Origin of the sequence: Microterricola pindariensis, assembly GCF_002936985.1 — a bacterium.
Lineage (GTDB): Bacteria > Actinomycetota > Actinomycetes > Actinomycetales > Microbacteriaceae > Microterricola > Microterricola pindariensis.
The window spans coordinates 1-24,926 of record NZ_MPZN01000019.1; the positions used below are offsets into that span (position 1 = coordinate 1).

The 24,926-nt window shown below is 70.4% G+C and carries 22 protein-coding genes; 3 read left to right on the forward strand and 19 right to left on the reverse strand.

Features of this window, described 5'->3' with window-relative positions:
• Positions 1-816: NADP-dependent isocitrate dehydrogenase (locus tag GY24_RS07535; RefSeq protein ID WP_104475081.1), on the reverse strand; the 816-nt coding region annotated here is incomplete at its 3' end.
• A 128-nt stretch (positions 817-944) separates the two neighbouring features.
• Here GY24_RS07535 and GY24_RS07540 point away from each other — a divergent pair.
• On the forward strand, positions 945-1,400 hold the full coding sequence (locus GY24_RS07540) for a GNAT family N-acetyltransferase (RefSeq protein ID WP_104475082.1): 456 nt from the start codon (positions 945-947) through the stop codon (positions 1,398-1,400).
• 14 nt (positions 1,401-1,414) lie between these two features.
• Positions 1,415-1,729 carry an MGMT family protein gene (locus GY24_RS07545; protein WP_104475083.1) on the forward strand — a complete coding sequence of 105 codons (315 nt, stop codon included), beginning with the start codon at positions 1,415-1,417 and terminating at the stop codon, positions 1,727-1,729.
• A gap of 6 nt (positions 1,730-1,735) precedes the next feature.
• Here the strand turns inward: GY24_RS07545 and GY24_RS07550 are convergent, their stop codons facing one another.
• Genes GY24_RS07550 through GY24_RS07560 form a run of 3 tightly spaced genes read right to left on the reverse strand, consistent with a single transcriptional unit; the run spans position 1,736 to position 4,569 of the window.
• Positions 1,736-3,529, reverse strand: a complete 1,794-nt coding sequence (locus GY24_RS07550) for a sensor histidine kinase (protein WP_104475084.1) — start codon at positions 3,527-3,529, stop codon at positions 1,736-1,738.
• On the reverse strand, positions 3,526-4,203 hold the full coding sequence (locus tag GY24_RS07555; protein ID WP_233279254.1) for a response regulator transcription factor: 678 nt from the start codon (positions 4,201-4,203) through the stop codon (positions 3,526-3,528). The genes GY24_RS07550 and GY24_RS07555 overlap by 4 nt, the downstream gene beginning before the upstream one ends.
• A gap of 15 nt (positions 4,204-4,218) precedes the next feature.
• Positions 4,219-4,569, reverse strand: coding sequence for a response regulator (locus tag GY24_RS07560; protein WP_104475086.1), 351 nt, complete (start codon positions 4,567-4,569; stop codon positions 4,219-4,221).
• Between the two features lie 127 nt (positions 4,570-4,696).
• Between GY24_RS07560 and GY24_RS07565 the strand changes: the two genes are divergently transcribed.
• Positions 4,697-5,941: a type III PLP-dependent enzyme domain-containing protein gene (locus GY24_RS07565; RefSeq protein WP_161498704.1), complete on the forward strand. Its 1,245-nt coding sequence runs from the start codon at positions 4,697-4,699 to the stop codon at positions 5,939-5,941.
• 141 nt (positions 5,942-6,082) lie between these two features.
• On the opposite strand, the gene GY24_RS07570 is transcribed toward GY24_RS07565, so the two are convergent.
• The 15 genes from GY24_RS07570 to GY24_RS07635 form a co-directional block, all read right to left on the reverse strand.
• On the reverse strand, positions 6,083-7,888 hold the full coding sequence (locus GY24_RS07570; protein WP_104475088.1) for an ABC transporter ATP-binding protein: 1,806 nt from the start codon (positions 7,886-7,888) through the stop codon (positions 6,083-6,085).
• Entirely contained in the window at positions 7,885-9,861 is a 1,977-nt protein-coding gene (locus GY24_RS07575) for an ABC transporter ATP-binding protein (protein ID WP_162842928.1), read from the reverse strand. Before GY24_RS07575 ends, GY24_RS07570 begins: the two co-directional genes overlap by 4 nt.
• 569 nt (positions 9,862-10,430) lie before the next feature.
• Complete coding sequence (gene ddaH, locus GY24_RS18200; RefSeq protein WP_104475089.1) at positions 10,431-11,729, reverse strand: dimethylargininase; 1,299 nt, start codon at positions 11,727-11,729, stop codon at positions 10,431-10,433.
• Positions 11,730-11,846: 117 nt separating this feature from the next.
• Positions 11,847-13,451, reverse strand: coding sequence for a bifunctional phosphoribosylaminoimidazolecarboxamide formyltransferase/IMP cyclohydrolase (gene purH, locus GY24_RS07585; RefSeq protein WP_104475090.1), 1,605 nt, complete (start codon positions 13,449-13,451; stop codon positions 11,847-11,849).
• Positions 13,448-14,041, reverse strand: a complete 594-nt coding sequence (gene purN / locus GY24_RS07590) for a phosphoribosylglycinamide formyltransferase (protein WP_104475091.1) — start codon at positions 14,039-14,041, stop codon at positions 13,448-13,450. Before purN ends, purH begins: the two co-directional genes overlap by 4 nt.
• 36 nt (positions 14,042-14,077) lie before the next feature.
• The gene (locus GY24_RS07595; RefSeq protein WP_193953531.1) at positions 14,078-15,367 is read right to left on the reverse strand and encodes a cell division protein PerM; all 1,290 of its coding nucleotides are present in this window, start codon (positions 15,365-15,367) and stop codon (positions 14,078-14,080) included.
• Positions 15,368-15,438: 71 nt separating this feature from the next.
• Positions 15,439-15,561, reverse strand: coding sequence for a hypothetical protein (locus tag GY24_RS18160; protein WP_267892606.1), 123 nt, complete (start codon positions 15,559-15,561; stop codon positions 15,439-15,441).
• Positions 15,562-15,579: 18 nt separating this feature from the next.
• Positions 15,580-17,070, reverse strand: coding sequence for a hypothetical protein (locus GY24_RS07600; protein ID WP_104475092.1), 1,491 nt, complete (start codon positions 17,068-17,070; stop codon positions 15,580-15,582).
• A 158-nt stretch (positions 17,071-17,228) separates the two neighbouring features.
• Complete coding sequence (sucD, locus tag GY24_RS07605) at positions 17,229-18,131, reverse strand: succinate--CoA ligase subunit alpha (protein WP_083363127.1); 903 nt, start codon at positions 18,129-18,131, stop codon at positions 17,229-17,231.
• 13 nt (positions 18,132-18,144) lie between these two features.
• Positions 18,145-19,314, reverse strand: coding sequence for an ADP-forming succinate--CoA ligase subunit beta (sucC, locus tag GY24_RS07610; protein WP_104475093.1), 1,170 nt, complete (start codon positions 19,312-19,314; stop codon positions 18,145-18,147).
• Between the two features lie 146 nt (positions 19,315-19,460).
• Positions 19,461-20,357 carry a MurR/RpiR family transcriptional regulator gene (locus tag GY24_RS07615; RefSeq protein WP_104475094.1) on the reverse strand — a complete coding sequence of 299 codons (897 nt, stop codon included), beginning with the start codon at positions 20,355-20,357 and terminating at the stop codon, positions 19,461-19,463.
• Entirely contained in the window at positions 20,357-21,304 is a 948-nt protein-coding gene (murQ, locus tag GY24_RS07620; RefSeq protein WP_233279255.1) for an N-acetylmuramic acid 6-phosphate etherase, read from the reverse strand. Before murQ ends, GY24_RS07615 begins: the two co-directional genes overlap by 1 nt.
• Positions 21,297-22,205 (reverse strand): N-acetylglucosamine kinase, encoded by a 909-nt coding sequence (locus GY24_RS07625; protein WP_104475096.1) that lies wholly within the window; start codon positions 22,203-22,205, stop codon positions 21,297-21,299. The genes murQ and GY24_RS07625 overlap by 8 nt, the downstream gene beginning before the upstream one ends.
• Entirely contained in the window at positions 22,205-23,407 is a 1,203-nt protein-coding gene (locus tag GY24_RS07630; protein WP_161498705.1) for an anhydro-N-acetylmuramic acid kinase, read from the reverse strand. The genes GY24_RS07625 and GY24_RS07630 overlap by 1 nt, the downstream gene beginning before the upstream one ends.
• A complete protein-coding gene (locus GY24_RS07635) occupies positions 23,404-24,921 on the reverse strand; it encodes a glycoside hydrolase family 3 N-terminal domain-containing protein (RefSeq protein WP_233279256.1) in 1,518 nt (505 codons plus the stop codon). The genes GY24_RS07630 and GY24_RS07635 overlap by 4 nt, the downstream gene beginning before the upstream one ends.
• Between the last annotated feature and the right edge of the window lie 5 nt (positions 24,922-24,926).

The window sequence follows — 24,926 nt, forward strand, 5'->3', positions numbered from 1 at the left end:
GTCGTAGTTCTTGCAGGCCCAGACGTAGCCGCCCTCCCACTTCATGGCCGAGGCGACCATGTCGTCGATGAGGCGGTGCTCGTAGGTGAGGCCGGCAGCGTCGAAGCGCTCCTTGAACTCGGCCTCGAAGATCTCCTGGAAGATGTCCTTGAAGCGACCGTCGTAGGCCTTGAGGATGGTGTTCTTGGTCGACAGGTAGACCGGGTAGTTGCGGGTCAGGCCGTAGTTCAGCGAGGCGCGCGCGAAGTCGCGGATCGACGCGTCCTGGTTGTACTGCACCTGGGCGATGCCGTCGTCGGGTGCGTCGTAGACCTCGAACTTCATCGGCTCGGAGCCGTCTTCCGGCGTGAACTCAACCGTGAGCTTGCCCTTGCCCTTGAACACGAAGTCCGTGGCGCGGTACTGGTCGCCGAAGGCGTGACGGCCGATGATGATCGGCTTGTTCCAGCCCGGGACCAGGCGCGGGATGTTGCTGATGATGATGGGCTCGCGGAAGATGACGCCGCCGAGGATGTTGCGGATGGTGCCGTTGGGCGACTTCCACATCTTCTTCAGGCCGAACTCCTCGACGCGGGCCTCGTCGGGCGTGATCGTGGCGCACTTGACGCCGACGCCGTGCTTCTGGATCGCGTGCGCGGCGTCGATCGTGATCTGGTCATTGGTCTCGTCACGCTTCTCGATGCCGAGGTCGTAGTACTCGAGGTTCACGTCGAGGTACGGGTGGATCAGCGTGTCCTTGATGGCCTGCCAGATAATGCGGGTCATCTCGTCGCCGTCGAGTTCGACGACAGTGCCTTCAACCTTGATCTTTGACAATGGGGTCTCCTTGCAAGAAGTGGGGGGCCGAGCGGCCTCAACAATCTTAGCTGAGACGGGCAACTGTCTCGACATCGAGAGATTAGCTCAACTACCCCGAATGGGGTTCGGCGGGTTAGCCTAAGGCCATGGCTGAATTGCGACTCGAAGAACTGTCCGCCTCGAACGTCGTCGCGGCGAACAACCTGAGCCTGAAGCCTGGCCAGGAGCAGTTCATCACGCCCGTCTCCTACTCTGCCGAGACCGCCGTGCTCACCCCGGGCGCCGCCTGGCAGCGCGTCGTGCTGCAGGACCAGAAGGTCGTCGGGTTCATCCACGGCAACTTCGATCCGGAGAACGAGCGCGAGGAGTTCCGCGCCTGCATCTGGCGCATCAACGTCGACGCCGAGGCGCAGGGCAAGGGCGTCGGCCGGTTCGCGGCCAAGGCGCTCGCTGCCGAGGCGAAGAAGCGCGGCGTCGACCGCATCACGGTGATGTGGGAGCCGGGCGAGACCGGCCCGGAGGCCTTCTTCCACCGCATCGGCTTCGTCGACATCGGCGAGACGCAGTACGGCGACGTCATCGGCGCCCTCGAGCTCTCCTAGCCCGCACCGCCACCGTGCCGGTCCCCGACCGCGGCTTCGCCGAGGCAGTGCTGGCCGTCGTCGACGACATCCCGGCCGGGCAGGTGCTGAGCTACGGCGACCTTGCCGCGCTGCTCGGTTCCCGCGGCGCCCGCGCCGTCGGCCAGGTGATGGCCTACTACGGCTCGGCGTCGCCCTGGTGGCGCGTGCTCCGCGCCGGCGGGCACCCGCCCCGCGGCCTGGCCGCGCGCGCCCTTCCGCACTACACGGCCGAGGGCACTCCGCTGATCACGACGACCACTGAGGACGGCTACCGCGTCGACTACGCCGCCGCGCGCTGGCGGCCCTGACCGGCGTCAGCGCGCCTCGGGTGCGCCGGCCAGCGGGATCCACGCCATCACCGTGGTGCCGTGCTCCGGCACGCTCTGCAGCTCCACCCGGCCGCCGAGCGCCTCGACCCGGTCGATGAGGCCGAGCAGGCCGCTGCCCTCGCCGAGCGATGCGCCGCCGCGGCCGTCATCCGCCACCTCGATCACCAGCTCGCTCGCGCTGGCCGTCACCGCGACGCGGCCAGAGCGCGCCTCGGCGTACTTGGCAATGTTGGTCAGGCACTCCGACACGAAGAAGTAAACGGTCGCCTCCACGACGGCGGGGGGCCTGCTCTCGATCACCAGCGAGGTCTCGATCGGCACCGGCGAGTGGGCGACGAGCTCCGGAACCGCCGTGGCCAGGCCGCCGACGGTGAGCGAGGTGGGGTGGATGCCACGGGCCAGCTCGCGCAGCTGCTTGAGCGCGGCCGAGAGCTGCCCCAGGGCCGCGTCGAGGTCGTCGGCGATGTCGTGCTGTCCGAGCTGCTCGGCCCGGCCCGACGCCATCCGCAGCCGGAGGGCGAGCGCCACCAGCGACTGCTGGGAGCCGTCGTGCAGATCGCGCTCGATCTGCCGCCGCGCCTCGATGCCCGCGTCGACGATGCGCAGGCGGGACTCGCGCACCTCCCGCAGGGTCGCCTCCAGCTCATCCCGCAGCCGCGTGTTGTCCACGCTCAGCCGGAGCGCCGTCGAGACGGCCGCCAGCAGCTTCGAGTTCTCGCTCAGCGCCCGGTCGTGCCGGATCACGGCGAGCGGCCCGTCCGGGGTGTTGATCGGCAGCAGAGCCCCCTGCCGGTGCTCCCCCGCCCCCTCCGGCCCGGCGCTCGGCGTCGCCGCCCGGCCGTGCGAGTCGACGTAGCGGGAGTCCGACTCCTCCCACCAGTACACCCGGAGCGAGGGGTCGCGAAGGGTGTCGGCCAGGATCGCCTGCCACAGGGTGCGGTCAACGCCGTCCCGGGTGATGACCATCAGGTCGGAGACCCGGCCGCGCAGGCCGAGCAGGTAGCTGAGGCCGGCGACGAAGCCGATCGGCACGGTCGCGGTGGCAGCGAGCGAGATGTAGCCGAGCACCTCCAGCACGGTGCTGCCCAGGGAGTAGACCAGGGTCTCGTAGGCAATCGCCGCCGCCCAGAGCACGAGGGCGACGGGCATCACGAAGGCGATGTGCCTGGCCGGGGTGCTGCCGCGCAGCCAGCGGCCGGCCACGACCACGACGATGAGCAGGATGAGCGCGACGCCGAACAGCCGGAAGGCGCGGTCGACGAAGACGAAGATCTCGTCGCCGTCCACGATCGCGTACGGGTTCAGCGCGACGTCGCGGCTGCCGTCGACCGGCTGGTTGAACAGCAGCGCGCAGATGAAGCGGATCGAGACGCCGATCGATGCCGCAACGGCGATGCCGACATCGACCGGCCCGTGCAGCTTGCCGGCCGGGTAGATCAGCACGATGGCCCCGACCAGCACCGCCCAGACCAGCTCGAGGCCGTCGAGCACCGGCCACAGCCAGCCGATCTGCTGGGTGGCGGAGATGAAGGTGGGAGGCAGCCAGAGGAAGGCCACGGCGATCATGACGCGGCCGGGCACGGGCGAGTCGGCACTGCGCCAGGCGACCCAGGCGCACACCGCGTAGCAGAGCCCGACCGCCGTGTGCATGACCGTGTAGGAGGCGGCCCAGCTCGGCACGCGGGCGTCGGCGAGCGATCCGACGATCTCCGTGAAGAACACCACGGCAACGGCCAGCCAGACCAGCAGGAGCCGCCCCCACGGCACGGCCGCGGTCACGGCCCGAGCAGCCGCAACACGGCGAGCACGCGCCGGTGCTCCCCCGGTGAGTCGTCGATGCCGAGCTTGGCCATGATGCTGCCGATGTGCGTCTCCACCGTCTTCAGGCTGAGGAAGAGGGCGCTGGCGATGCCGCCGTTGGACTTGCCCTGCGCCATCAGCGTGAGCACCTCGCGCTCGCGCGGGGTCAGCGTGCTGAGCGCGCTGGCGCTCGGCGTGCCGACCAGGTGCGCGACGACCTCGGGATCGACGACGGAGCCGCCGCCCGCCACCGTCTTGACGGCGTGCACGAACGACTCCGGGTCGGCGATGCGGTCCTTCAACAGGTAGCCGGTTCCGCCCCCGACGCTCATCGCCCGAATCGCGTAGGAGGGCGTCGCGTACATCGAGAGCATCAGCACGCCCACGTCCGAACCGGCCGCGCGCAGCTGCTCGAGGGCGATCAGCCCCTCGTCGGTGTGGGTGGGCGGCATCCGGATGTCGAGGACGACCGCGTCGAGCTGTTGTTCCTCGACGAGCTCGTTCAGCCCGGCCGCGCTGTCCAGCGAGGCCACCACGTCGAGGCCGTGCCCGAGCAGGACCGTCTCGATCCCGCTGCGCAGCAGCAACGAGTCATCGGCGATCGCGACGCGCAATGGAGCCTTCTCGACACCCGGAACAGAATCCGCAGCCACCGGCAACGCCTTTGCTCAGACGACGAACTGACGCAGCGACTGGCCGGAAAGCTCGTCCTTCGGAATGAACCCATCGGCACCGCTCAGCTCGACGCGGAGCCCGTAATCACTCCGGTCGCGGCTGGAGATGAGCACGATCACTGCGTTGCCCTGCTCGCGCAGAAGCGGTACTACATCGAATCCCACCGCATCAGGCAGCATCACGTCAAGCAAAATCAGGTCAGGGGTCAAATCAGAGGCCAATTGCAGGCCGCTGAGAGCCGTGGCTGTGTCCCCCACGACGATGAATGCCTCGAGCTCAAGCAGGCGGCGGGCCTGTTCCCGAAAACCGGAATGGTCATCGACGATCAGCACCCGTGCATTCATTCTCTGATTTTCGCCACCGCCCGGCGCGCGCCGCTATCGGGGTGCGCCCTGAGCGGGCCGGGGGCATGTGCGGATGCGGATGCCGGGGCGGCCGGAGAGGCTGAAGGGTGCAAGGAGGCACGCCATCATGATCGAATCCCTCGTTTCGCCGCGCCCGATCGTTCAGAGCCAGCCGGTCGATGCGCGTCGGAGCGGCCGGGAGGAGCTGGCGGTCTATGCGGGCAGCATTGCCCTTGCTGCGATCGTCAAGCGCAGCGGCACCCCGCTCTTCGTGCTCGACCCCGACCGCATCGCCGAGCGCTTCGCCTACTTCGGCGAGCTGCTGCCGTTCGCCCGCCTGCGCTACGCCCTGGCCGCGCTCCCCCATCCCGCCGTGATCCGCACGATCGCCGCCGCCGGCGGCGGCTTCGACGTGGTGAGCACCGGCGAGCTGGCGATGCTCGCCCACGAGGAGGTGCCGGCATCCGCGGCCGTCTACTCCCACCCGATCAAGCGGCCGGCCGCCATCGCCGCGGCCGCCGCGGCCGGCGTGCAGCTGTTCGTGGCGGACAACCCGGCCGAGGTGCGCAAGTTCCTCGGGGTGGACGCCCCGGTGCGGCTGCTGATCCGGGTGCACTTCGACGGAGACGGCGCCAGCTTCGGGGTCGACGCCGCCCACGCCATGAACCTGGCGCGCTTCGCGGTCAACAACGGAATCCGGGTCGCCGGCTTCTCGGTGCACGTGGATGCCGACCGGATGAGCCCGCGGCGGTTGGAGCAGGTGCTCCGCGAGACGCTGCGGCTCATCGACGAGGGCAACGACCGGTGGCGGCTCGGGGCGGACACCCTGGACCTCGGCGGCGGGCTGCCGGCGGAGCACGAGGCCGGCGACGCCCGGCTGCGCGCCCTCGCCGCCGCGGCCGCCCGGGTGCTCGAGCCGCGCGCTCGCGCACTCACCGTGCTGGCCGCCCTCGGCCGGTGCGTCGCCGCGCCCGCCATGCTGCTGGCCACGCGCGTGGTCGGCCAGGCGACCCGCGACGGCGCGGTCTGGCACTACATCGACGACGGCATGCACGGCAGCTTCGCCGGGCTGCGCGACGCGGCATCCGCCCCGGTCATGTTCAGCCTGCGTGAACTGCTCGAGCCGGGCGACGTGCTGCCGCCCGCGCTGTACCCGTGCACCGTGGCCGGGGCGAGCACCGACGGGCTCGACGTCATCGCCCGCGACCTCCCGCTGCCGTCGCTCGGCATCGACGATGTGCTGCTCTGCCCGAATCTCGGCGCGTACTCACTGGTCCTGGCCTCGAACTTCGAGGCGGTGCGCCGCACGCGGGTGCACGTGCTCCACTCGCGCCGGGCAGCGCAGCGGTCGGGCGCGGTGGACGCCCGATAGCTGAGCATCCCTCACTGCCTCGGGGGGCTCCCCGATGCCCCGCCCGCCTCGGCACGTCACACTGGGTGAGGTGCAGCGGCCCGCAACCTCCTAGTACCCGACGATGGAGGTGGCGGGCCGCTCATTTGTGTGCTCTGGCCGCTAGACCAGCGAGTCGCGCCACGCCGCGTGCAGCTGGGCGAAGCGCCCGGTGCCGGCGATCAGCTGCTCGGGTGATCCGTCCTCCACGATCCGGCCGTGCTCCATCACGAGCACCCGGTCGGCGATCGACACCGTCGAGAGCCGGTGCGCGATGATCACGGCCGTCCGGTCGGCGAGCAGGGTCTGCAGCGCCTGCTGGACGAGGCGCTCGCTCGGGATGTCGAGCGAGCTCGTCGCCTCGTCGAGGATCAGCACTGCGGGGTCGGCCAGGAAGGCGCGGGCGAAGGAGATCAGCTGGCGCTGGCCCGCGCTCACCCGACCGCCGCGCTTGTTCACGTCGCTGTCGTAGCCGTTCGGCAACGACTCGATGAAGTCGTGGGCGCCGACGGCACGCGCCGCGTCCTTGATCTCGTCGAGCGTGGCATCCGGCTTGCCGATGGCGATGTTGTCGGCGACCGTGCCCGAGAACAGGTACGCCTCCTGGGTGACCATCACGATGGCGCGGCGCAGGTCCTTCGGGTGCAGGTCCCGCAGATCGACGCCGTCGAGACTCACCCGCCCGTCGCTCGGGTCGTAGAAGCGGGAGATGAGTTTGGCCAGGGTCGTCTTGCCCGCGCCCGTCGAGCCGACGAGGGCGATCGTCTGCCCGGCCGGGATCTCGAGATCGAACTCGGGCAGCACGTCGCGATCAGGCGTGTACGCGAAGCGGACGCCGTCGAAGCGCACCGTGCCCTCGGCCTTCCACAAGTCGACCGGCTTGGCCGGGTCCGGCACGCTCGGCTGCTCCTCCAGCACGCCGGAGATCTTCTCCAGCGCGCTCGAGGCCGACTGGTAGCCGTTGTAGAACATCGCCATGTCCTCCATCGGGTCGAAGAAGCGCTTGGTGTAGAGCACCGCCGCGAGCAGCACGCCGACCTCGAGGCTGCCGTCGACGACGCGGAAGCCGCCCCAGAGCAGGGTGACGGCCACCGCCGTGTTGCCGATCAGGGCCAGCCCGGGGTTGAAGACGGCGAACAGCCCGAGCACCCGGGCGTTCACGCCGCGGTAGTCCTCGACGAGCCGCCCGAATTCCTCCTCGTTGCGCTTCTCCTTGCGGAACGCCTTGACCGCGCGGATGCCGGTCATGGTCTCGACGAACTGCACGATCAGCCGGGCGGATGCGACGCGGGAGCGCCGGAACTGTGCCTGGGAGCGCAGCTGGAACCAGCGGGTGAGGATGCCGAGCGGGATCAGCGACGCCAGCAGCACCAGGCCGGACGGCGCGTCGATGATCAGCAGCATGACGGCGGTGAACACCATGTACATCAGCCCGCGCACGAGCAGCGTGAGCCCCTCGTCCAGCAGCTCGCGGATGGCGTCGAGGTCGCTGGTCTGGCGCGAGATGATGCGGCCGGAGGTGTAGGACTCGTGGAACTCCAGGCTGAGGCGCTGCGTGTGCAGGAACACCCGGGTGCGCAGGTCGATGAGCACCGCCTGGCTGATCCTGGCCGATATCCGGATGTAGGTGGCGATCAGGACGCCGCCGATGAGACCGGTGAACAGGTAGGCGAGGCCGGCGAAGGCGACGGGGAACCAATTCTGGTTGATCAGGGCGGGGATGCCCTGATCGATGCCGTAGGCGATGAGCGCAGGCCCCGCGACCTGCGCGGCGCTGGAGACGACGATGGCCGCGGCCGTGACCCACAGTTTGGCGTGCAGCGGGGCGAGCAGCGAGCCGAGCAGTGCCCGTGAGCGGGCGCGGATCTGCGCGGACTCGGTCTTGCTGTACTCGTCGCGCTCTTCGCCCTGGACTCCGGTGACGCTCATCGGGTCGCCTCCTCTCGCGTTGCGCGCTCGGCGCGGGCTTCCGCCTCGAACTCGGCGGCGATGGTCTGCTCTGTCTGACTCGCTGTCTCTGGCGCCGGATCGGGGCCCGGGTCCTCGACGGTTGCGGCCAGGCGCGCGTCCTCCTCCAGGCTGGTGATCACGAAGCGGTAGTGCTCGCTCTCACGCAACAGCTCGGAGTGGGTGCCGACGGCCGTGATGCGGCCGTCCTCCATCAGGGCGACGCGGTCGGCGAGCATGACCGTCGACGGCCGGTGCGCGACGATCAGCGCCGTCGTGGAGGCGAGGATCTCCCGCAGTGCGGCCTCGACCTTGGCCTCGGTGGTGACGTCGAGCGCCGACAGGGGGTCATCGAGCACGAGCACGGCCGGTTTGGCGGCGACGGCGCGGGCCAGCGCCAGACGCTGGCGCTGGCCGCCGGAGAGGCTCATGCCCTCCTCGCCGACGCGGGTGTCGAGCCCCTCTGGCAGGTCGTAGGCGAACGCCGCCTGGGCGATCGCGAGCGCCTGCTCCAGCACACGGTCGGCCTCGGCCCGGACGGACGGGTCGTCGCCGGCCAGCTCCGGCCGGCCGAGGAGCACGTTCTCGCGTACCGAGGCGCTGAACAGCGTGGCATCCTCGAACGCCATCGCGATGTGGGTGCGCAGCTCCTCGCGCTTGAACGCCCGCACGTCGACGCCGTCGAGCGTGACGGACCCGCCGGTGACATCGTAGAGGCGGGTGGTGAGCGCGGTGAGCGTCGTCTTGCCGCAGCCGGTCAGGCCGACCAGCGCCATCGTCTCCCCCGGCGTCAGCACGAGGTCGATGCCGTCGAGCAGGTCGCCGAAGCGCTCCGGCGAGTCCTGGTAACGGAAGTGCACGTCGGTGAAGGCGAGCTCGCCGCGCGGGCGGTCCAGGCTCCGCGGCTCTGCCGGGTCGACGATGGTGTTCTCGCTGTCGATGATGTCGAAGAAGCGGTCGGTGGCGGTGCGCGCGTCGAGGGCGAAGGCGAGCATGAAGCCGATCGACTCGATCGGCCAGGCGAGCACGGTTGCCGTGGCGAAGAAGGCGACGAGCTCGCCGACGCTCAGCTGCCCCTGCGCGGCCAGCCAGATGCCGACCGTGAGGCAGATGGAGAGCGCGATCGCCGGGACGACCATGATCCACACCCAGATGTCGGCGTCGAGGCGCGCCTTGGCGATCTCGGTGCTGCGCAGCGACTCCGCCTGGCTGCGGAAGTTCGACAGCGCGTGCTTGCCGCGGCCGAACGCCTTGAGCACGCGGATGCCGTGCACCGACTCCTCGACGGCCGTGGCGAGGTCGCCGGCCTGGTCCTGGCTGAGCCGGGACTTCTCGGAGTAGCGGCCCTCGAAGCGGTAGCCGGCCCACCACAGCGGGAGCGAGCAGACCAGGAAGATCAGGCCGAGCAGCCAGTTCATCGACATGAGGATGCCGACGCCGACGATGATCACGATGACGTTGACGACCGTCAGCACGAGGCCGAAGGAGAGCCAGCGGCGGATCAGGCCGAGGTCGCTGACGGCGCGCGAGAGCAGCTGACCGCTCGGCCACTTGTCGTGGAAGTTGACGGGCAGGTCTTGCAGCTTGGCGTACAGCGTGTTGCGCATGCGCGCCTCGACGCGGGTGCCGGGGCCGACGACGAGCCAACGGCGCAGGCCGTAGAGCAGCGCCTCGACGGCGCCGAGCCCGAAGACGAGCAGGGCGAGCGGCACGACGGCGGCCGCGTCCCGGTTGGCGAGCGGGCCGTCGACGATCTGCTGCAGCACCTGCGGGATGGTCAGGGCGATCAGCTGCGCGACGAGGGCGGCGAGCATGCTGCCGACGAACGCCGGCATGGCCGGGCCGACGAAGGCGCGGAGCCGCCAGAGGGCGCGCACGGCACCCAGCTGCGGCTTCTCGGCCGTTGTCGATGTGGGCGGGGTGGGCGGGTGCTGGGGTGCAGCGGTTGAAGACAAGTTGATTCCCAAACGGTGTGGATTCCGACGGTCCCTGGATGCTCCAGCGGATCGACGTTTGTGAGTGCAGGATGAGGGTGCTCGCCCGCGGCGCGCAGGGCGGCGGGGTGCACGGTCTCGGTGTCAGAGCGGCAGGCCGCGTGTGGGCCTGCGGATGGCGATGCCGGTGCGTGTCGCCTAGCGGGCCGGAAGGGCCGGGGCGGCCACGAGATACGGGCGGAGGGAGGCGCCACGGGCAGCGCTGTCCACGTGGCTGTCGTTCACCGTGGTGTGTGCTGTCTGTGTCATTGCATCCTCCTGAGCGCGTCGTTGTGTCACCTGCAGTGTCACCTGCAATGTTGTCTGGTGCTGGGCGTGCAGGGCGGGGGTACTGCGCACAGCCCTACAGAATATGGGGTGGACCGAGCGTTCCGCAAGGGTTTTCTGCGCACGGATTCCGTTCGGGCCCCGCACGATGACGCAGTCGAGCCGTGCGCCGTGCGCGGCCGGGCGCACGGGGCCGGGCCGGCGGCCCGTCCACCCGGGCCCGCCCGCCGAGACAGGTCAGCGGAACCAAGCAGCGGGTTGAGCTAGCGGACCCGCACGCTCAGGCAGGTGACGCAGCCCTCGAGCTTCTCGAACTCCGAGATGTCGACGGTGACGACGCGGTAGCCGAGGTCGGCGATGAGCGCGGCGCTCCGCGGGGCGGAGGCCGACATCAGCACGGTGTCCGGGCTGAGCACGACGACGGCCGCACCGGCCTCCTCCGGCATCGCCAGGAAGCGGTCGAACAGCTCCGGGTGGTCGACGAACGGGGCCCAGCCGATCACGGTGCCGTCCGGCAGCGCGGTGACGGAGGTCTTCAGGTGCAGCGCCTTGGTCAGCGGCACCGCGACGACGGTGTAGCCGTGCGGGGCCAGCAGCGCGCGCAGCTGGCGGATGCCCTCGGCGTTGGTGCGCAGCGAGCGGCCGACGTAGACGGTCTTGCCGATCTTCAGCACGTCGCCGCCGTCGAGGGTGCCCGGCGCGCTGATGCGCTCGATCGCCAGGCCGCCGAGCTCGCGGACGGCCTGCTCTGCGCCCACGGTCTCGGCGTTGCGCGACTCCGCGCCGGGGTTCGTGATCACGGCCAGCTCGCCGAACATGACGACGGCGTCCTCGATGAAGACGGAGTCGGCCATCTCGGGAGCGGCCGGCACCTCGATGGTCTCCCAGCCCTCCGCGTCGAGGGCCGCGCAGTAGTTGTCCCACTGCTGGTCGGCGAGCTCGATGTTGACCGGGATGCGGTCGATGTGGGTGAGCTCGCCGTCGGCGAGGTTGGAGGCCGGGATGCGCACGAGTGCCACGTGGCGCTCCCCCGAGCGGCGCCCGACGGTGCGGTAGCCGATGATCGAGCCGTAGACGCGCGGCCCGAGCAGCGCGGAGGTGATGGCGACGGAGAGCACGAACAGCAGGTTGAAGCCGACCAGGCTGCCGAACAGGTAGACGGCGACGTCGGAGGCGAAGATGTTGCCGGTGGAGGCCGAGAGCAGCACGGCCGAGCCGAGCAGTGCCCCGATGATGCCGGCGCCGAGGCCGCCGGCCAGGGCGGGCAGCCAGGCCCGCGTCGCGCCGAGCAGGTTGAACACGGCGAGCAGCACGAAGGCGATCAGCGCGGGCAGGGCGAAGAAGCCGCCGAACTGGCTGAGCGCCTGGCTCTGCTGGCCGCTGCTGATGAAGTAGCCGAGCACGGTCACCAGGTAGGCGCCGAGCACGACGGTGAGGGCGGAGAGCACCGCCGCAGAGGTGCTGCGCGGCCGGGCGGAGCGGGGGGTCGGCCGGGGCGCGAGGTGGGGGCTTGCGGCGGGCGGGGCAGGGGTGTCGGCAGCTGCGGCATCCGAAGAAGTCATGGAGCGAGACTATCGCGCGCGACGCGCAGGCCTGAAAAGCGCTGCGGCCGGGCGCACATGCGAAACGACCGGATGCCGCGGCTGCGGCATCCGGTCGTCGGGGTGGTTCGCGCGCTCCTAGTGGAAGAAGTGACGCTCCCCGGTGAAGTACATGGTCACGCCGGCGGCGTTCGCCGCGGCGATGACCTCCTCGTCGCGCACGGAGCCCCCGGGTTGGACGACGGCGGTGACGCCGGCGTCGAGCAGCACCTGCAGGCCGTCGGCGAAGGGGAAGAAGGCGTCGGATGCCGCGACAGATCCACGCGCCCTGTCGCCGGCGCGATTCACCGCGAGGTGGCAGGAGTCGACCCGGTTGACCTGGCCCATGCCGACGCCGACGGAGGCGCCGCCTGCGGCGAGCAGGATGCCGTTGGACTTGACGGCGCGGCAGGCGCGCCAGGCGAACTCGAGCTCGCCGCGCGTCTCGGCGTCGGCCTCGCTGCCCGCGGCGAGCGTCCAGCCGGCGGAGCTGAAGTCGGCGAAGGAGTCGGCCTGCTGCATCAGCAGGCCGCCGGAGACCTGGCGGATCTCGGTGGCCGTCGGGCGGTAGTCGGCCGGCAGCTGCAACAGGCGGATGTTCTTCTTCGCGGTGAGGATCTCGAGGGCCTCGTCGTCGAACGCCGGGGCGACGAGCACCTCGGTGAAGATGGCGCTCACGGTGCGGGCCATCTCGGCGGTGACGGTGCGGTTGGCGGCGATGACGCCGCCGAAGGCCGACACCGGGTCGCAGGCGTGGGCCCGCTCGTGCGCCGAGGCGATGGGATCGGCGGCATCCGTCGCCGCGACGGCGATGCCGCACGGGTTGGCGTGCTTGATGATCGCGACGGCCGGCAGGTCGAAGTCGTAGGCGGCGCGCACGGCGGCGTCGGCGTCGACGAAGTTGTTGTACGACATCTCCTTGCCGTGCAGCTGCGTGGCCTGGGCGATGCCGCCGCCCTCGCGGTTGCGGTAGAGGGCCGCCTTCTGGTGCGAGTTCTCGCCGTAGCGCAGGCTTTGCTGGCGGGTCCAGGTGGCGCCGACCCAGCCGGGGAAGCCGGTGCCCTCGTCGTCGGGGGCGACGACGTTGCCGATCCAGCTGGCGACGTTGACGTCGTAGGTGGCGGTGTGCCGGAACGCCTCGGCGGCCAGCGACTGGCGCTGGGCGAGGGTGGTGCCGCCGGCCTGCAGCGCGGCGATGATCTGCGGGTAGTTCGTCGGCGAGACGACGATGGCCACGTTGGCGTGGTTCTTCGCCGAGGCGCGCACCATGGCGGGGCCGCCGATGTCGATCTGCTCGACCACGTCGCTGGCGGGGGCGCCGGAGGCGACCGTCTCGGCGAAGGGGTAGAGGTTCACGACGACGAGCTCGAACGGCGCGATGCCGAGCTCGAGCAGCTGTGCCTCGTGCGACTCGAGGCGGAGGTCGGCGAGCAGGCCCGCGTGAACGGCCGGGTGCAGCGTCTTGACGCGTCCGTCGAGGGCCTCGGCGAAGCCGGTGACGCTGGCGACGTCGGTCACGGCAAAGCCCGCATCGCGGATGGTCGAGGCGGTCGATCCCGTCGAGACGATCTCGACGCCGGATGCCGCAAGCGCGGCGGCCAGCTCAAGCAGATCGGTCTTGTCGCTCACCGAGAGCAGCGCGCGCCGCACCGGGACGATGTCGCGGGAACGGTAGAGGGACGGGTCGTGGCTGGGGCCGCTCATTGCGTGCTGAACTCCTTGAGGTTGGTGTGGCCGGAGGCGATATCGCGCACCGCCTGAATCAGCAGGCGACGCTCGACGGGTTTGATGCGCTCGTGCAGGTCGTGCTCGGTGTCGCCGGGCAGGACGCTGACGCGCTCTTGCACCACGATGGGCCCGCCGTCGACGCTGTTGTCGACGATGATCAGGCTCGCGCCGCTCTGATCGACGCCGGCGTCGATCGCGTCGCGAACCCCGTGGGCCCCGGGAAACTCGGGGAGGTAGGCGGGGTGGGTGTTCAACAGGTTCGGGGTGAGCCCGGCGACGAAGCGCGGCGGCACCAGGCGCATCATCCCGCTCAGCACGACGAGGTCCGGGTTCCACTGCTGCACCTGGGCGAGGAGCTCATCGCCCCAGCTGGCCCGGTCGGGGAAGGAGGTGAACGGCACGGTGAAGGTGGGGATGCCGAACTCCTCGCCGAGGGCCAGGCCCTCGGCATCGCGGTCGGCGCCGATGGCGACGACGCGGGCGCCGAAATCCTCGGCCAGTGTGGCTTCGAGCAGTGCCCGGAGGTTCGATCCGGTTCCAGAGATCAACACGACGAGCTTCAGCACGCTTTGAGCCTACCGCAGCGGGTTCGACCCTCCTGTTCAGGCGGTCGGGCCGGAGGCCGGCTCCGAGGCCGGCTCCGACGCCGGCTTGGCCTGCGCTGAGCGACCGAACCGGCTGGGCAGCACGCTGACCGCGCCGGCGTACAGGCCGAGCACGGCGGGCAGACCCACCTCCAGGGCGGCGAAGGCGGCGACCAGCCACGGGTTGGGGCCGACCTCCTGCAGCCGGCCCGGCCCGGCCGAACCCGCGGAGATCCAGGCCAGCATGCCCAGGATGACGCCGGCCACGACGCCGGCGGCCAGGCCCTGGCCGACGAGGATCGGCGCGGAGGGCTTCGGCTCCGTCATCCGCTGGCGCAACAGCATCCCGACGGCGAAGCCGGCCAGGATCGGGACGAGCAACACGAGGAAGCCCGGGCCGGCGCTGCCATCCGGCAGCGCCCCGAACAGCGGCAGCCCGGGCACGGGGCCGAGCACGGTGGCGCCGGGCGAGACGCTGCTGCCGGCACCGACGGCGAAGCCGGGGCCGACGACCCAGCTGGCAGACCAGATGACGGCGTTGGGCAGCAGGGCCAGCTGCAGCAGGGTGAGGGCGATGCCGCCGAGCGCGCCCGCCTGCAGCGACTCGTACAGGCCGATGACCGTGGCGTAGCGGGTGAACAGCGAGAGGCAGAACAGCAGGGCGCCGGCCGCGAGGATGACGGCGGCGGCGATCGTTCCACTGCGCAGGCTCTCGGCGATCAGCCGCACGGCGAGGGGGTTCAGCTCGTCCACCCAGCTGCGCACCGCAGCGGCCAGGCGCCGGCCGAGCGCGCCGAGCACCGCGCGGCGGGAGAGCGCGAGCCCGGTGATGACGGATGCCGCGTAGACGAGCCCGGGCAGCAGCAGCGCCGTGGCGGCGGCCGGGGACGCGATGGGGTGCCGCGCGCTCACGGCGATGAGTGCGGCCAGCCCCCAGAAAACCGCCACGACGATGGCGGCGGCCTGCAGCGGGTGGGCCGAGTGGCCGGCACGGCGGCCGGCGCCGACACCGAGCGCGATGGTGAGCAGGGCGAAGCCGAGCAGGGCGATGGACACGGTGAATGCGGCATCCGCGCCGGGCAGGGCCAGCGCGCTCACGAAGGCGGCGGGCAGGGTGATCGTGAGGTCGACGCCGTGGCCGAGCAGCCAGACGTCGGCGGCCGCGCGCCAGAACACCGTCCAGTCGGCGCTCAGGCCGCTCCCCGTCGCCCAGAGGATCGTCAGCGGCACGAGGGCGATGCCGAGCCCGATGGCGACGGCAATGACCGCTTCGAGGGCGGCGAGCAGGGCGATGGTTATGCGGTTCATGCGCTCACGAGCCTACCCGCGACACCGCACGCGAGCAGGCAGAAGCGCGGCCGCCCCGCAAATCCGGCCGGCTACTTCTTGCGGTACGGTGCCCGGGCCAGGGCGACCAGGCAGCCCAGGCCCACGAGGATCATCACGCCGGCGAAGCCGAAGATGCCGATCCGGAACAAGTTCTCGATGAGCGCGTAGTCCATATGCTGAGTATTGCTCGCTCAGAGCTTCTTGTCACTGTTTTCGAGAACCACCTCTGCGTCGTCAGCGCCGCCAACCGAGACGGCATCCGCGCCGTCCTCGAGCGGCCCGGCGGGCCCCGCACCCGCGTCCCCGGCTCCCACAGCCCCCGTGCCCGCATCCCCCTCGGTGCCGAGCTCCTCCCCCGTGCGCTGCAGCAGCTCGGCGACGAGCACGGCCAGCAGCGCCAGCACGGCCGTCCACACGATGGTGCTGCCGTGCAGCGGGCGCGAGAGCAGCAGCACCGCGCTGGCGACCACCGCGATCAGCACGCGCACCAGCACCCGCTGCCGGTACATCCACAGCCCGAACCGGCCGGTGGTGATGCCGCGGTGCTCGGCCGCACGGCGCACCGAGCTGATGCCGGAGCCGATGAATCCGCGCAGCTTGGCGGCGAGGGAGTACGGCCCGCTGAACCAGGCGATGAGCGCGATCGTGAACGCCAGAACGATGAGCGCCGTCGTCGTGGACTGCATCAGCTGCACCACCTGGTCGTAGATGGCGTCGGCGGCGGCGCTCGGCAGCCCGCTCGATGCCACGGCACTCGCGAAGAAGATCCGGCCGATGCCGAAGCCGGCGGCCAGCACCAGCATGACGACGCCGAGCGCGATCGAGGTGGCGACCAGGGCCCCCACTCGGCGGCGCGCGAGGAGGATGCCTGCAGCGAGCAGGACGAGGGCGACGACGGGCAGCCAGCTGCCCACCGCGATCGCCAGGTTGTACACCAGCCGCACGGTGGTGAATGCGTCGGCGGTCGCGACCACGACCGTCAGCTGCACGGCGGGGATGTTGGCGGCGAAGCCGAAGCCCTGCGCGACGAGCCTCTTCTTGACCTCCTCGACGAGCGGGCCGATCTGGATGCCCAGCTCGTTCTTTCCGTTCACGGTCACGGCGGCGTTGGGGTCGCCCTCGAGCGTGGCCGTCAGCTGGTTGTGACTCACCCGCAGCGCCCCGGCCCAGAGCTCGGCGAAGGTGTCGGAGGCGACGAGCCTGTCGACCGCGGTGGAGACGAGGTTCTTGACGCCGGCGACGGCCGGCGCCTCGAGCAGCCCCAGGGCCTCAGAGGCGCGCGGCGGCAGGCCGAGCTGTTTGAGGCCGTCGAAGAGGTCGGAGGTGATTCCGGCGATGTCGACGTTCGCCTCGATCGCGGTGACGAGCTGCGCCGAGATGTAGTCCTGCACGGCGGGGTCCTTGGCGAGCGGGGCGAAGGTCGCGACGAACTGGTCGGCGCTGCTCAGCTGCACCTTCGCCCAGCTGGAGACCACGGCGATCGGGGCGAGCAGGAGGCCGATGACGATGAGCACGGCGGAGAGCACCGACCAGGCGCGGCTGCGCCGGTGCGGGGCATGGGGTGCATCCGGTGGGCTGTCGCCGACGCCGGCATCCGGGGCCTCGCCCGATCGGAGTGCCGCGTTCTCACGCTGCAAACGGGCGACCAGCGCCTCCAACTCTGCGGTGCTGCTCCGGGCCATGGCGTGCCTCCTCCGGGTGCTGTTGCCACTGTAGCGATGCGCGGCCCCGCGCGACAGAGCCAATGTCGCCGACGCCACGGGCCTCCGGGCATGCAGAAGGCCCGCCCCGCGCAAGCGGAGCGGGCCTTCGTGAACGGCGTTGTGCCTGTCGCGGCGCCTTAGAGGGCGGCGTAGACCTCGCGCAGCAGTGCGGCCGTCTCGGACGGCGTCTTGCCGACCTTGACGCCGGCGGCCTCGAGGGCCTCCTTCTTGCCCTGCGCGGTTCCTGCTCCGTCGGAGACGATGGCGCCGGCGTGGCCCATGGTCTTGCCCTCGGGTGCCGTGAAGCCTGCAACGTAGCCGACGACCGGCTTGGTGACGTGTGCCTTGATGTAGGCGGCAGCGTTCTCCTCGGCGTCTCCACCGATCTCACCGATCATCACGATCGCCTTGGTCTCGGGGTCGGCCTCGAACGCGGCGAGTGCGTCGATGTGCGTGGTGCCGATGATGGGGTCGCCACCGATGCCGATCGCGGTCGAGAAGCCGAGGTCGCGCAGCTCGTACATCATCTGGTAGGTCAGGGTGCCCGACTTCGAGACGAGGCCGATCGGGCCCTTGCCGGTGATGTTCGCCGGCGTGATGCCGACGAGGGCCTCACCGGGCGTGATGATTCCGGGGCAGTTCGGCCCGATGATGCGGGACTTGTTGCCCTTCTCGACGTTGTAGGCCCAGAACTCGGCCGAGTCGGCAACGGGAACGCCCTCGGTGATGATCACGAGGAGGGGGATCTCGGCGTCGATGGCCTCGACCACGGCGTCCTTGGTGAAGGCCGGCGGCACGAAGGCGATCGACACGTCAGCGCCGGTCTTCTCCATGGCTTCTGCGACCGTTGCGAAAACGGGCAGCTCGACCGAGTTGCCTGCCGCGTCGGTGTGGACGACGACGGTGCCGGCCTTGCGGGCGTTGACGCCGCCGACGACCTGGGTGCCGGCCTTGAGCATGAGGGCGGTGTGCTTGGTGCCCTCACCGCCGGTGATGCCCTGGACGATGACCTTGGAGTCCTTGTTGAGGAAGATTGACATGTTCGAGAATCCCTTACTTCGCAGCGTGGGCGAGCTCGGCGGCCTTGTCGGCGCCCTCGTCCATGGTGGCGGCCAGAGTGACCAGCGGGTGGTTCGCTTCCGCAAGGATGCGACGACCCTCTTCGACGTTGTTGCCGTCGAGGCGCACAACGAGCGGCTTGTTCGCGGCGCTTCCGAGCTCGGCGAGTGCGCCGACGATGCCCTTGGCCACGGCGTCGCACGCGGTGATGCCGCCGAAGACGTTGACGAAGACCGACTTGACCTGCGGGTCACCCAGGATGACGTCGAGGCCTGCAGCCATCACCTCGGCGGATGCTCCGCCTCCGATGTCCAGGAAGTTGGCGGGCTTCACGTTGCCGTGGTTCTCGCCGGCGTAGGCAACGACGTCGAGGGTCGACATGACGAGGCCTGCACCGTTGCCGATGACACCCACCTCACCATCGAGCTTGACGTAGTTGAGGTCGTTCGCCTTGGCCTTGGCCTCGAGCGGGTCAGCGGCGTCCTTGTCTTCCAGCTCCACGTGGTGCGGGTGGCGGAAGTCGGCGTTCTCGTCGAGGCTGACCTTGCCGTCGAGGGCGATGATGTCGCCCTCCTCGGTGAGGACGAGCGGGTTGACCTCGACGAGCGTCGCGTCCTCACCCTTGTAGACGTTGTAGAGCTTGACGAAGACAGGGGCAACCTTCTCGACCAGCTCGGCCGGGAACTTCGCGGCGGTCGCGATCTCACGGGCCTTGTCGAGGTCGATGCCCGCGTTGGGGTCGATCGCGATGCGAGCGAGCGCATCGGGTTTCTCAACGGCGAGCACCTCGATCTCGACGCCACCTTCATAGCTGGCGAGCGAGAGGTAGGAGCGGTTCGAGCGGTCGAGCATCACCGAGAAGTAGAACTCCTGCGCGATGCGGGCGCCGCCGGCGACCATGACGCGCTTGACGGTGTGGCCCTTGATGTCCAGCCCGAGGATGGCGCGGCCAGCGGCCTCGGCCTCGTCGGGGGTCTTGGCGACCTTGACGCCGCCGGCCTTGCCACGGCCTCCGACCTTGACCTGGGCCTTGACGACCACGACGCCGCCGAGCTTCTCGGCTGCTGCACGCACCTCCTCGGGGGTGTCTGCGACGATGCCCGGGAGCACCGGGACGTCGTACTTCTCAAATAGGTCTCTGGCCTGGTATTCGTAAAGATCCACGCTGCTGTTCCAATCCGCGTCTGAGCGTTCGTGCATGGTTTGAGGGGTGGCAACAGTGCTTCGACGAAAATAGCTTGACGTCAAGACACACTGGCCTCAGTAAAACTCTACCGCCTGAGCGAGACGTGAGAATCTCGGTCAGCAGGCTAGGCCCGGTGCACTCCGGCGGTCCGGTGCTGCTCCGATTCGTCGCGGTGCCGGAGCACCGCGTCCCGGGTGAGGTTGAGCGAATCGGTCATGGTGTCGAACAGGCTCTGTGCGAGGCGCACGAACAGCACGTCGGTCACGGCGAGCTGTGCGGTGCGGCTTGCCGTCGCCCCGGAGCGGAAAGCATTCTCGCGGGCCTGGGTCGTCAGCAGGATGTCGCAGAGCGCGGCCATCGGCGATCCCGGGTCGTTGGTGATCCCGACGGTCGTCGCGCCGGTCCGCTTCGCCTCGCGCAACAGCCCCAAGATCTCTGGCGTGCCGCCGGAGTGGGATACCGCGAGCAGAACCCCGCCGGGGCCGAGCAGCGCAGTCGACGAGAGCGCGAGGTGCACGTCCGGGTGGTAGGAGCTCCGCCGCCCGATGCGCTGCAGCTTCATCGTGAGGTCGCGGGCGGTGAGCCCGGAGGAGCCGAAGCCGGCGATGAGCACGTCGGGCGCGAGCACGAGGGCGTCGCGGATGCGGTCGACGGCCTCGAGATCGAGCTCGCGCAAGGTGTGCTCGATCGCCTGGGTCTCTTGGAAGAGCACCTTCGCGGCGACGTCGGCGACGGTGTCTGCTGGATCGATGTCGCCCGTCAACACGTTGGACCGGTCGAGGTCGGCCTGGTCGCGGCTGGTCGTGCCGACCAGATCGAACCGGAACTCGCGGTAGCCCGAGTATCCGAGGCTCTGGCAGAACCGGGCAACGGTCGCCGGCGACGTGCCGCACAGCTCCGCCACCCGGGTGATCGGGTTGTCGACGACGATGCGGGGATCAGCGAGGATCGCTCGGGCCACGCGCGCCTCGGCGGCGCTGAACCGCTCGAGCGAGCCTTGGATCCTCGTGAGTGCGCGCACTAGCTCGCCGTCGCCTCGGTGATCGCGGTGCGCAGGAATCCGCCGTTGCCCTCGAGTGCTGCCACGGCGTCGGCAGCGGGGATGCCCGCCTCGATCGCCAGGATGGCGGCCTTGACCCAGCCGCCGGTCGCCTCCAGCGAGGCCGCGGCGATCGCCGGCTCTGCGCCGGTGGCGAGGATGACGGTCCGCTCGCTGCGCGCGCGCAGCTTCTCGTTCGTCGCGCGAAGGTCAACCATGAGATTACGGTAGACCTTGCCGGCTCGCACCATGGCTCCCGTGCTCAGTGTGTTGAGAACGAGCTTCTGCGCCGAACCCGACTTGAGCCGCGTCGAACCGGTGAGCAGCTCCGGGCCGACCTCGGTCTCGATGGCGACGTGTGCCGCGGCGCCGATCGCCGAGCCCGGGTTGCAGGAGTGCGCAACGGTGAACGCCCCGCGCTCGCGGGCGCGGGTCAGTGCACCGACGACGTACGGGGTGCGGCCGGAGGCCGAGATGCCGACCAGAGTGTCGTTCTGGCCGAGGTCGAGGCCGTCGACGTCGTGGGCGCCGGACTGGGCGTCGTCCTCGGCGTTCTCGACGGCGGTGTGGATGGCTGTCACGCCTCCGGCGATCCTGCCGATGATGACGTCCTCGGAGATGCCGAATGTCGGCGGGGCCTCACTGGCGTCGAGGATTCCCATGCGTCCGGCCGTCCCGGCTCCCATGTAGATGAGCCGACCGCCACGCGCCATTCCCTCGACGATGCCCGCGAGGGCCGCCGTGATCTGCTCGGCCTGCGCGAGAACCGCGTCGGCGACGGCGCGCTCGCTCTCGATCATGGCGTGCACGAGCCCGGCGTCGTCCAGCAGGTCGAGGTCGGGGTAGCGCTCGCCGACCGTCTCGGTCGGCAATGTGCCGAGGAAGTCGCGCAGCTGCCCCCGGCCCTCGATTGCGTTCGAGTTATCCACGGATGATCCTCTCTTCATAGCCCAAGTCGGTGCGCATGATGATGAGCGCGGATCCGTCAAGTGCACTCCCGCGAGACGGGATGATGGTGATGCCGGCTTCCGCGAAGGTCGCGGTCAGCACGGCGGAAAAGTACGGGTGGTCGGCGACGCCGCCCCAGACGGCGATCTCGGTGGTTGCCGCGGCGCGCGCCGTGTGGACGAGCGCGTCGCAGGCGCGCGCCACGATGCCCATGGCAACCGCGTCGCCGTCCCCGGCGGCGTCGAGCACGTCGGGGGTGAAACGCCCCAGGCGGCGGGCCGGGTTACCCTCTGCACTGACCCAGGCGGGCATCGCGGCGAGGTCACCGACCAGGCTGCGGGCGCGGTCGGTCAACGCGGTGGCGGGGCCGCGCCCGTCGAAGTCGCGCAGGGCGGCCATGAGACCCTCCTGGCCGACCCACCGCCCGCTTCCCTCGTCGCCGAGCCACGGGCCCCATCCGTCGATCTGACGGGTGACGCCGTCCTCGGTGACCGCGTAGGCGATCGCGCCGGTGCCGATGATCAGGATGACTCCCCCGCCGCCGCCGAAGACGCCGGCGTGTGCAGCGAGCGCGTCGTTGATGAGGGCAACCGGGGCCCCGGTGAACTCGCGCACGGCCGCAACGAGATCCCGTGCGACGATCCCCGCCGCCTCCACACCGGCCGCGCCGATGCCGACGCCGGCCAGGGACGCGCGCTCCCCTGCGGGAAGCCGGAGGAACACGTCGTGGATCGCCTCTGCAGAGCGCGCCGCTCCATCGAGATCGGCGATGCCGGGGGCACCGGGGCCGCTCTCCTCGGCGATCACGCCGTTGGCGTCGAACAGCCTGAGTCGGCACGACGTCTTTCCCAGGTCTACCGCCAGAAAGCGCGGCTCAGTCATCACGGTGTTCTCCGGTGGGGGTGGGGCACGGCGGCCAGGCTCAACCGGGAGATCCCGTCGAGTGGCGCCGGCAGGGTGAAACCATTCGGGGCCGGGCTGATGGCACCGGCGATCCTGGCGATTCCGTGCTCGAGGCTCACCGGGATGCGGTGCCAGGAGCAGAAGCCGAGGAACGCGAAGAGCAGCGATTCCTTGAACTCGGGATCGATGCCGAGCTCATCGCTCGTGCGCAGGCGCACCCCGTCGCGGGCCAGGGCGCCGGAGAGCTCCCGAACCAGACTGGGGTTCAGCACGCCGCCGCCGGAGGCGACGACGGTGCGCACCTCTGGCCCGCTGCCGCGCAGCGCATCTGCGACGCTGGTCGCCGTGTAGCGGGTGAGCGTGGCGATCAGATCGGGGAGTTCGAGGCGGACCCCAGCCGTGGCCTCGGCGTTGCGCACGATGGCCAGGGTGAACGTCTCGCGGCCGGTGCTCTTGGGCGATGCCTGGCGGAGATACGGGTGCTCGAGCAGTGCCGCGAGCACACCGTCATGGACGGTGCCCGTGGCGGCGAGCGCTCCGTCGCGGTCGAAACCGAGCACGCCGCCTGTGTGTTCTGCAACGCTCGCGTCGATCAGCACGTTCGCGGGGCCGGTGTCGAATGCGAGGGCAGAACCGTCGGGGCGCAGGATCTGCAGGTTGGCGATGCCGCCGAGGTTGAGGGAGGCGACGTCGACGGCAGGGCCGAAGAACGCGGCGTCGAACAGGCCCATGAGAGGCGCGCCCTGGCCTCCAGCGGCGATGTCCGCTGCACGCAGGTTGGCGAGCACGGGGGCGCCGGTGGCCTCGGCGATCCAGGCCGGTTCGCCCAGCTGCAGGGTGCCGCGCGCACGCCCGTCCTCGACCCAGTGGAACACGGTCTGGCCGTGGGAGACAACGAGGTCAGGCTCGAGCCCGCACTCGGCGATCGCGCTGGCTGCCGCGTCGGCGAAGCCCTGCCCTATTGCCGTGGTGAGCGCGGTGTGCGCGCCGGCGTCCAGGGACTCGCCGTCAGCGTACGCCAGGATCCGGGCACGAAGCTCCGGTTCCCAGTCGAGCGTGCGGGTCCACCGCGAGACGAGCGTGAGTTCGGGTGTGGCCGGATCGCCGCTCGTGGTCGCTTCGACCACGGCGACGTCGATGCCATCGGCGCTCGTGCCTGACTGCAGCGACAGGATGATCACGCCGGTCCTCCAGCACAGATCAGGTCGGCGACGAGACCGGCTGCCAGAGCAGAGCTGGCGCGGGCGTCGATCAGGTCGAGCGTATTCGGGTAGTCGGATTCCGGCACCACACCGACATTGACCACGACGGCGTCGGGCCGGGCTGTTGCCAGGTGTGCGAGTGCGTCGCGCTGGGCCCCCGGAACGCCGATGCGGTCGACGAGGACCACGAGATCGGCGTCGCCAGGAATCTCGGCGAGTGCCCCGTCGAGGTGATCGACGCCGGGTGCGGCCTGCTGCGGCATCCGCGCCGGAGTCGCGACGTCGCGGTGCGCTGCGAACGCCCTTCGGAACGCGTCGGACTCGCTGGCGACGGCCAGGGTCGCGCGGGCGCGCAGATCGAGCAGGGCGAGCCTCGGCTGGGAACGCGCAACGTCGCCGTGGACGCCGATCGCGGCTGCGATGGCAGGTGCCCATTCCGGCTCGGCCGTCTCGGGCTGGGCGAGGTTCCGCGCGTGCTCCAGCTCGGTCGCCAGCACGCGAACCCGATCGGCGGCCCGACGCAGCTGTTCGAGGTCGAGCTCTCCGGACTGCACAGCCGCCAGCAGCGCGTCGCGCACCTCGAGGTAGTCGTGTCGGTCGGCGTCGGGCTGGCCCGAGCCACCGAGGTTGGTGCGGGGGTTGCCGATGCACAGAAGGTCGGCACCGGCTTGGATCGCCGCAACGGCGCCGGGGCCGGCCCCGACGCTTTCGCGGATGGCAGCCATGTCGAGCGCATCGGTCACGATCACGCCGTCGAAGCCCAGGGCGCGGAGCTTGCCGAGAATGAGCGGGTTGAGCGTGGCCGGGGCCTCACCCCACGCCGGAACGCGGATGTGCGCGGTCATGATGGTGCGCACGCCGGCGGCGATTGCCGCCCGGAAGGGCTCAAAGTGCACGTCTTCGATCTCGTTGACCGCGATGCCCAGCTCGGGCAGGGCGAGGTGCGAGTCGGAGTGGGTGTCGCCGTGGCCGGGGAAGTGCTTGGCGCACGCCGCGACGGCGCCAGAGGACTGGATGCCGCGCACGGTCGCCGCCACGTGGGCGGCGACGGTCGGAGCCTCGGCCCCGAACGAGCGCACGCCGATCACGGGATTCGCCGGATTGGTGTTCACGTCGGCGACGGGGCCGAACACCAGGTTGATGCCGACGGCGTGGGATCGGGCGGCGAGTGCTGCGCCCACCGCGGCGCTGAGCTCCGGGTCGTTCACCACGCCCAGCTGCGCCGGACCGGGGACGGTAGAGCCGTGTGCGGATTCCAGCCGGGTGACTGTGCCGCCCTCCTCGTCGGTCGCGATGAGCGCGTGTGGCCGGTGGGCCCGAATCGACGCGGAGAGCGCCTCGGTCTGCTCGGAGATGTTCTGGCCGAAGTAGACGACGCCGGCAACGCCGTCATCGAGAGCGTCGGCGAGCCACTGCGGTAGCTCGGTGCCGAAGAAGCCGGGAACGATGACCCCGTTGACGGCTTCGAGGACGTCCCGATCCGTAGTGCGCACAGCGT

Bases quoted from the DNA above. Each gene is read 5' to 3' on its own strand.
- GY24_RS07540 (WP_104475082.1), top strand. From the start codon at position 945: ATGGCTGAATTGCGACTCGAAGAACTGTCCGCCTCGAACGTCGTCGCG.
- GY24_RS07560 (WP_104475086.1), bottom strand. From the start codon at position 4,569: ATGAATGCACGGGTGCTGATCGTCGATGACCATTCCGGTTTTCGGGAA.
- GY24_RS07565 (WP_161498704.1), top strand. From the start codon at position 4,697: ATGATCGAATCCCTCGTTTCGCCGCGCCCGATCGTTCAGAGCCAGCCG.
- GY24_RS07570 (WP_104475088.1), bottom strand. From the start codon at position 7,888: ATGAGCGTCACCGGAGTCCAGGGCGAAGAGCGCGACGAGTACAGCAAG.
- ddaH (WP_104475089.1), bottom strand. From the start codon at position 11,729: ATGACTTCTTCGGATGCCGCAGCTGCCGACACCCCTGCCCCGCCCGCC.
- purH (WP_104475090.1), bottom strand. From the start codon at position 13,451: ATGAGCGGCCCCAGCCACGACCCGTCCCTCTACCGTTCCCGCGACATC.
- GY24_RS07595 (WP_193953531.1), bottom strand. From the start codon at position 15,367: ATGAACCGCATAACCATCGCCCTGCTCGCCGCCCTCGAAGCGGTCATT.
- GY24_RS18160 (WP_267892606.1), bottom strand. From the start codon at position 15,561: ATGGACTACGCGCTCATCGAGAACTTGTTCCGGATCGGCATCTTCGGC.
- GY24_RS07600 (WP_104475092.1), bottom strand. From the start codon at position 17,070: ATGGCCCGGAGCAGCACCGCAGAGTTGGAGGCGCTGGTCGCCCGTTTG.
- sucD (WP_083363127.1), bottom strand. From the start codon at position 18,131: ATGTCAATCTTCCTCAACAAGGACTCCAAGGTCATCGTCCAGGGCATC.
- GY24_RS07625 (WP_104475096.1), bottom strand. From the start codon at position 22,205: ATGACTGAGCCGCGCTTTCTGGCGGTAGACCTGGGAAAGACGTCGTGC.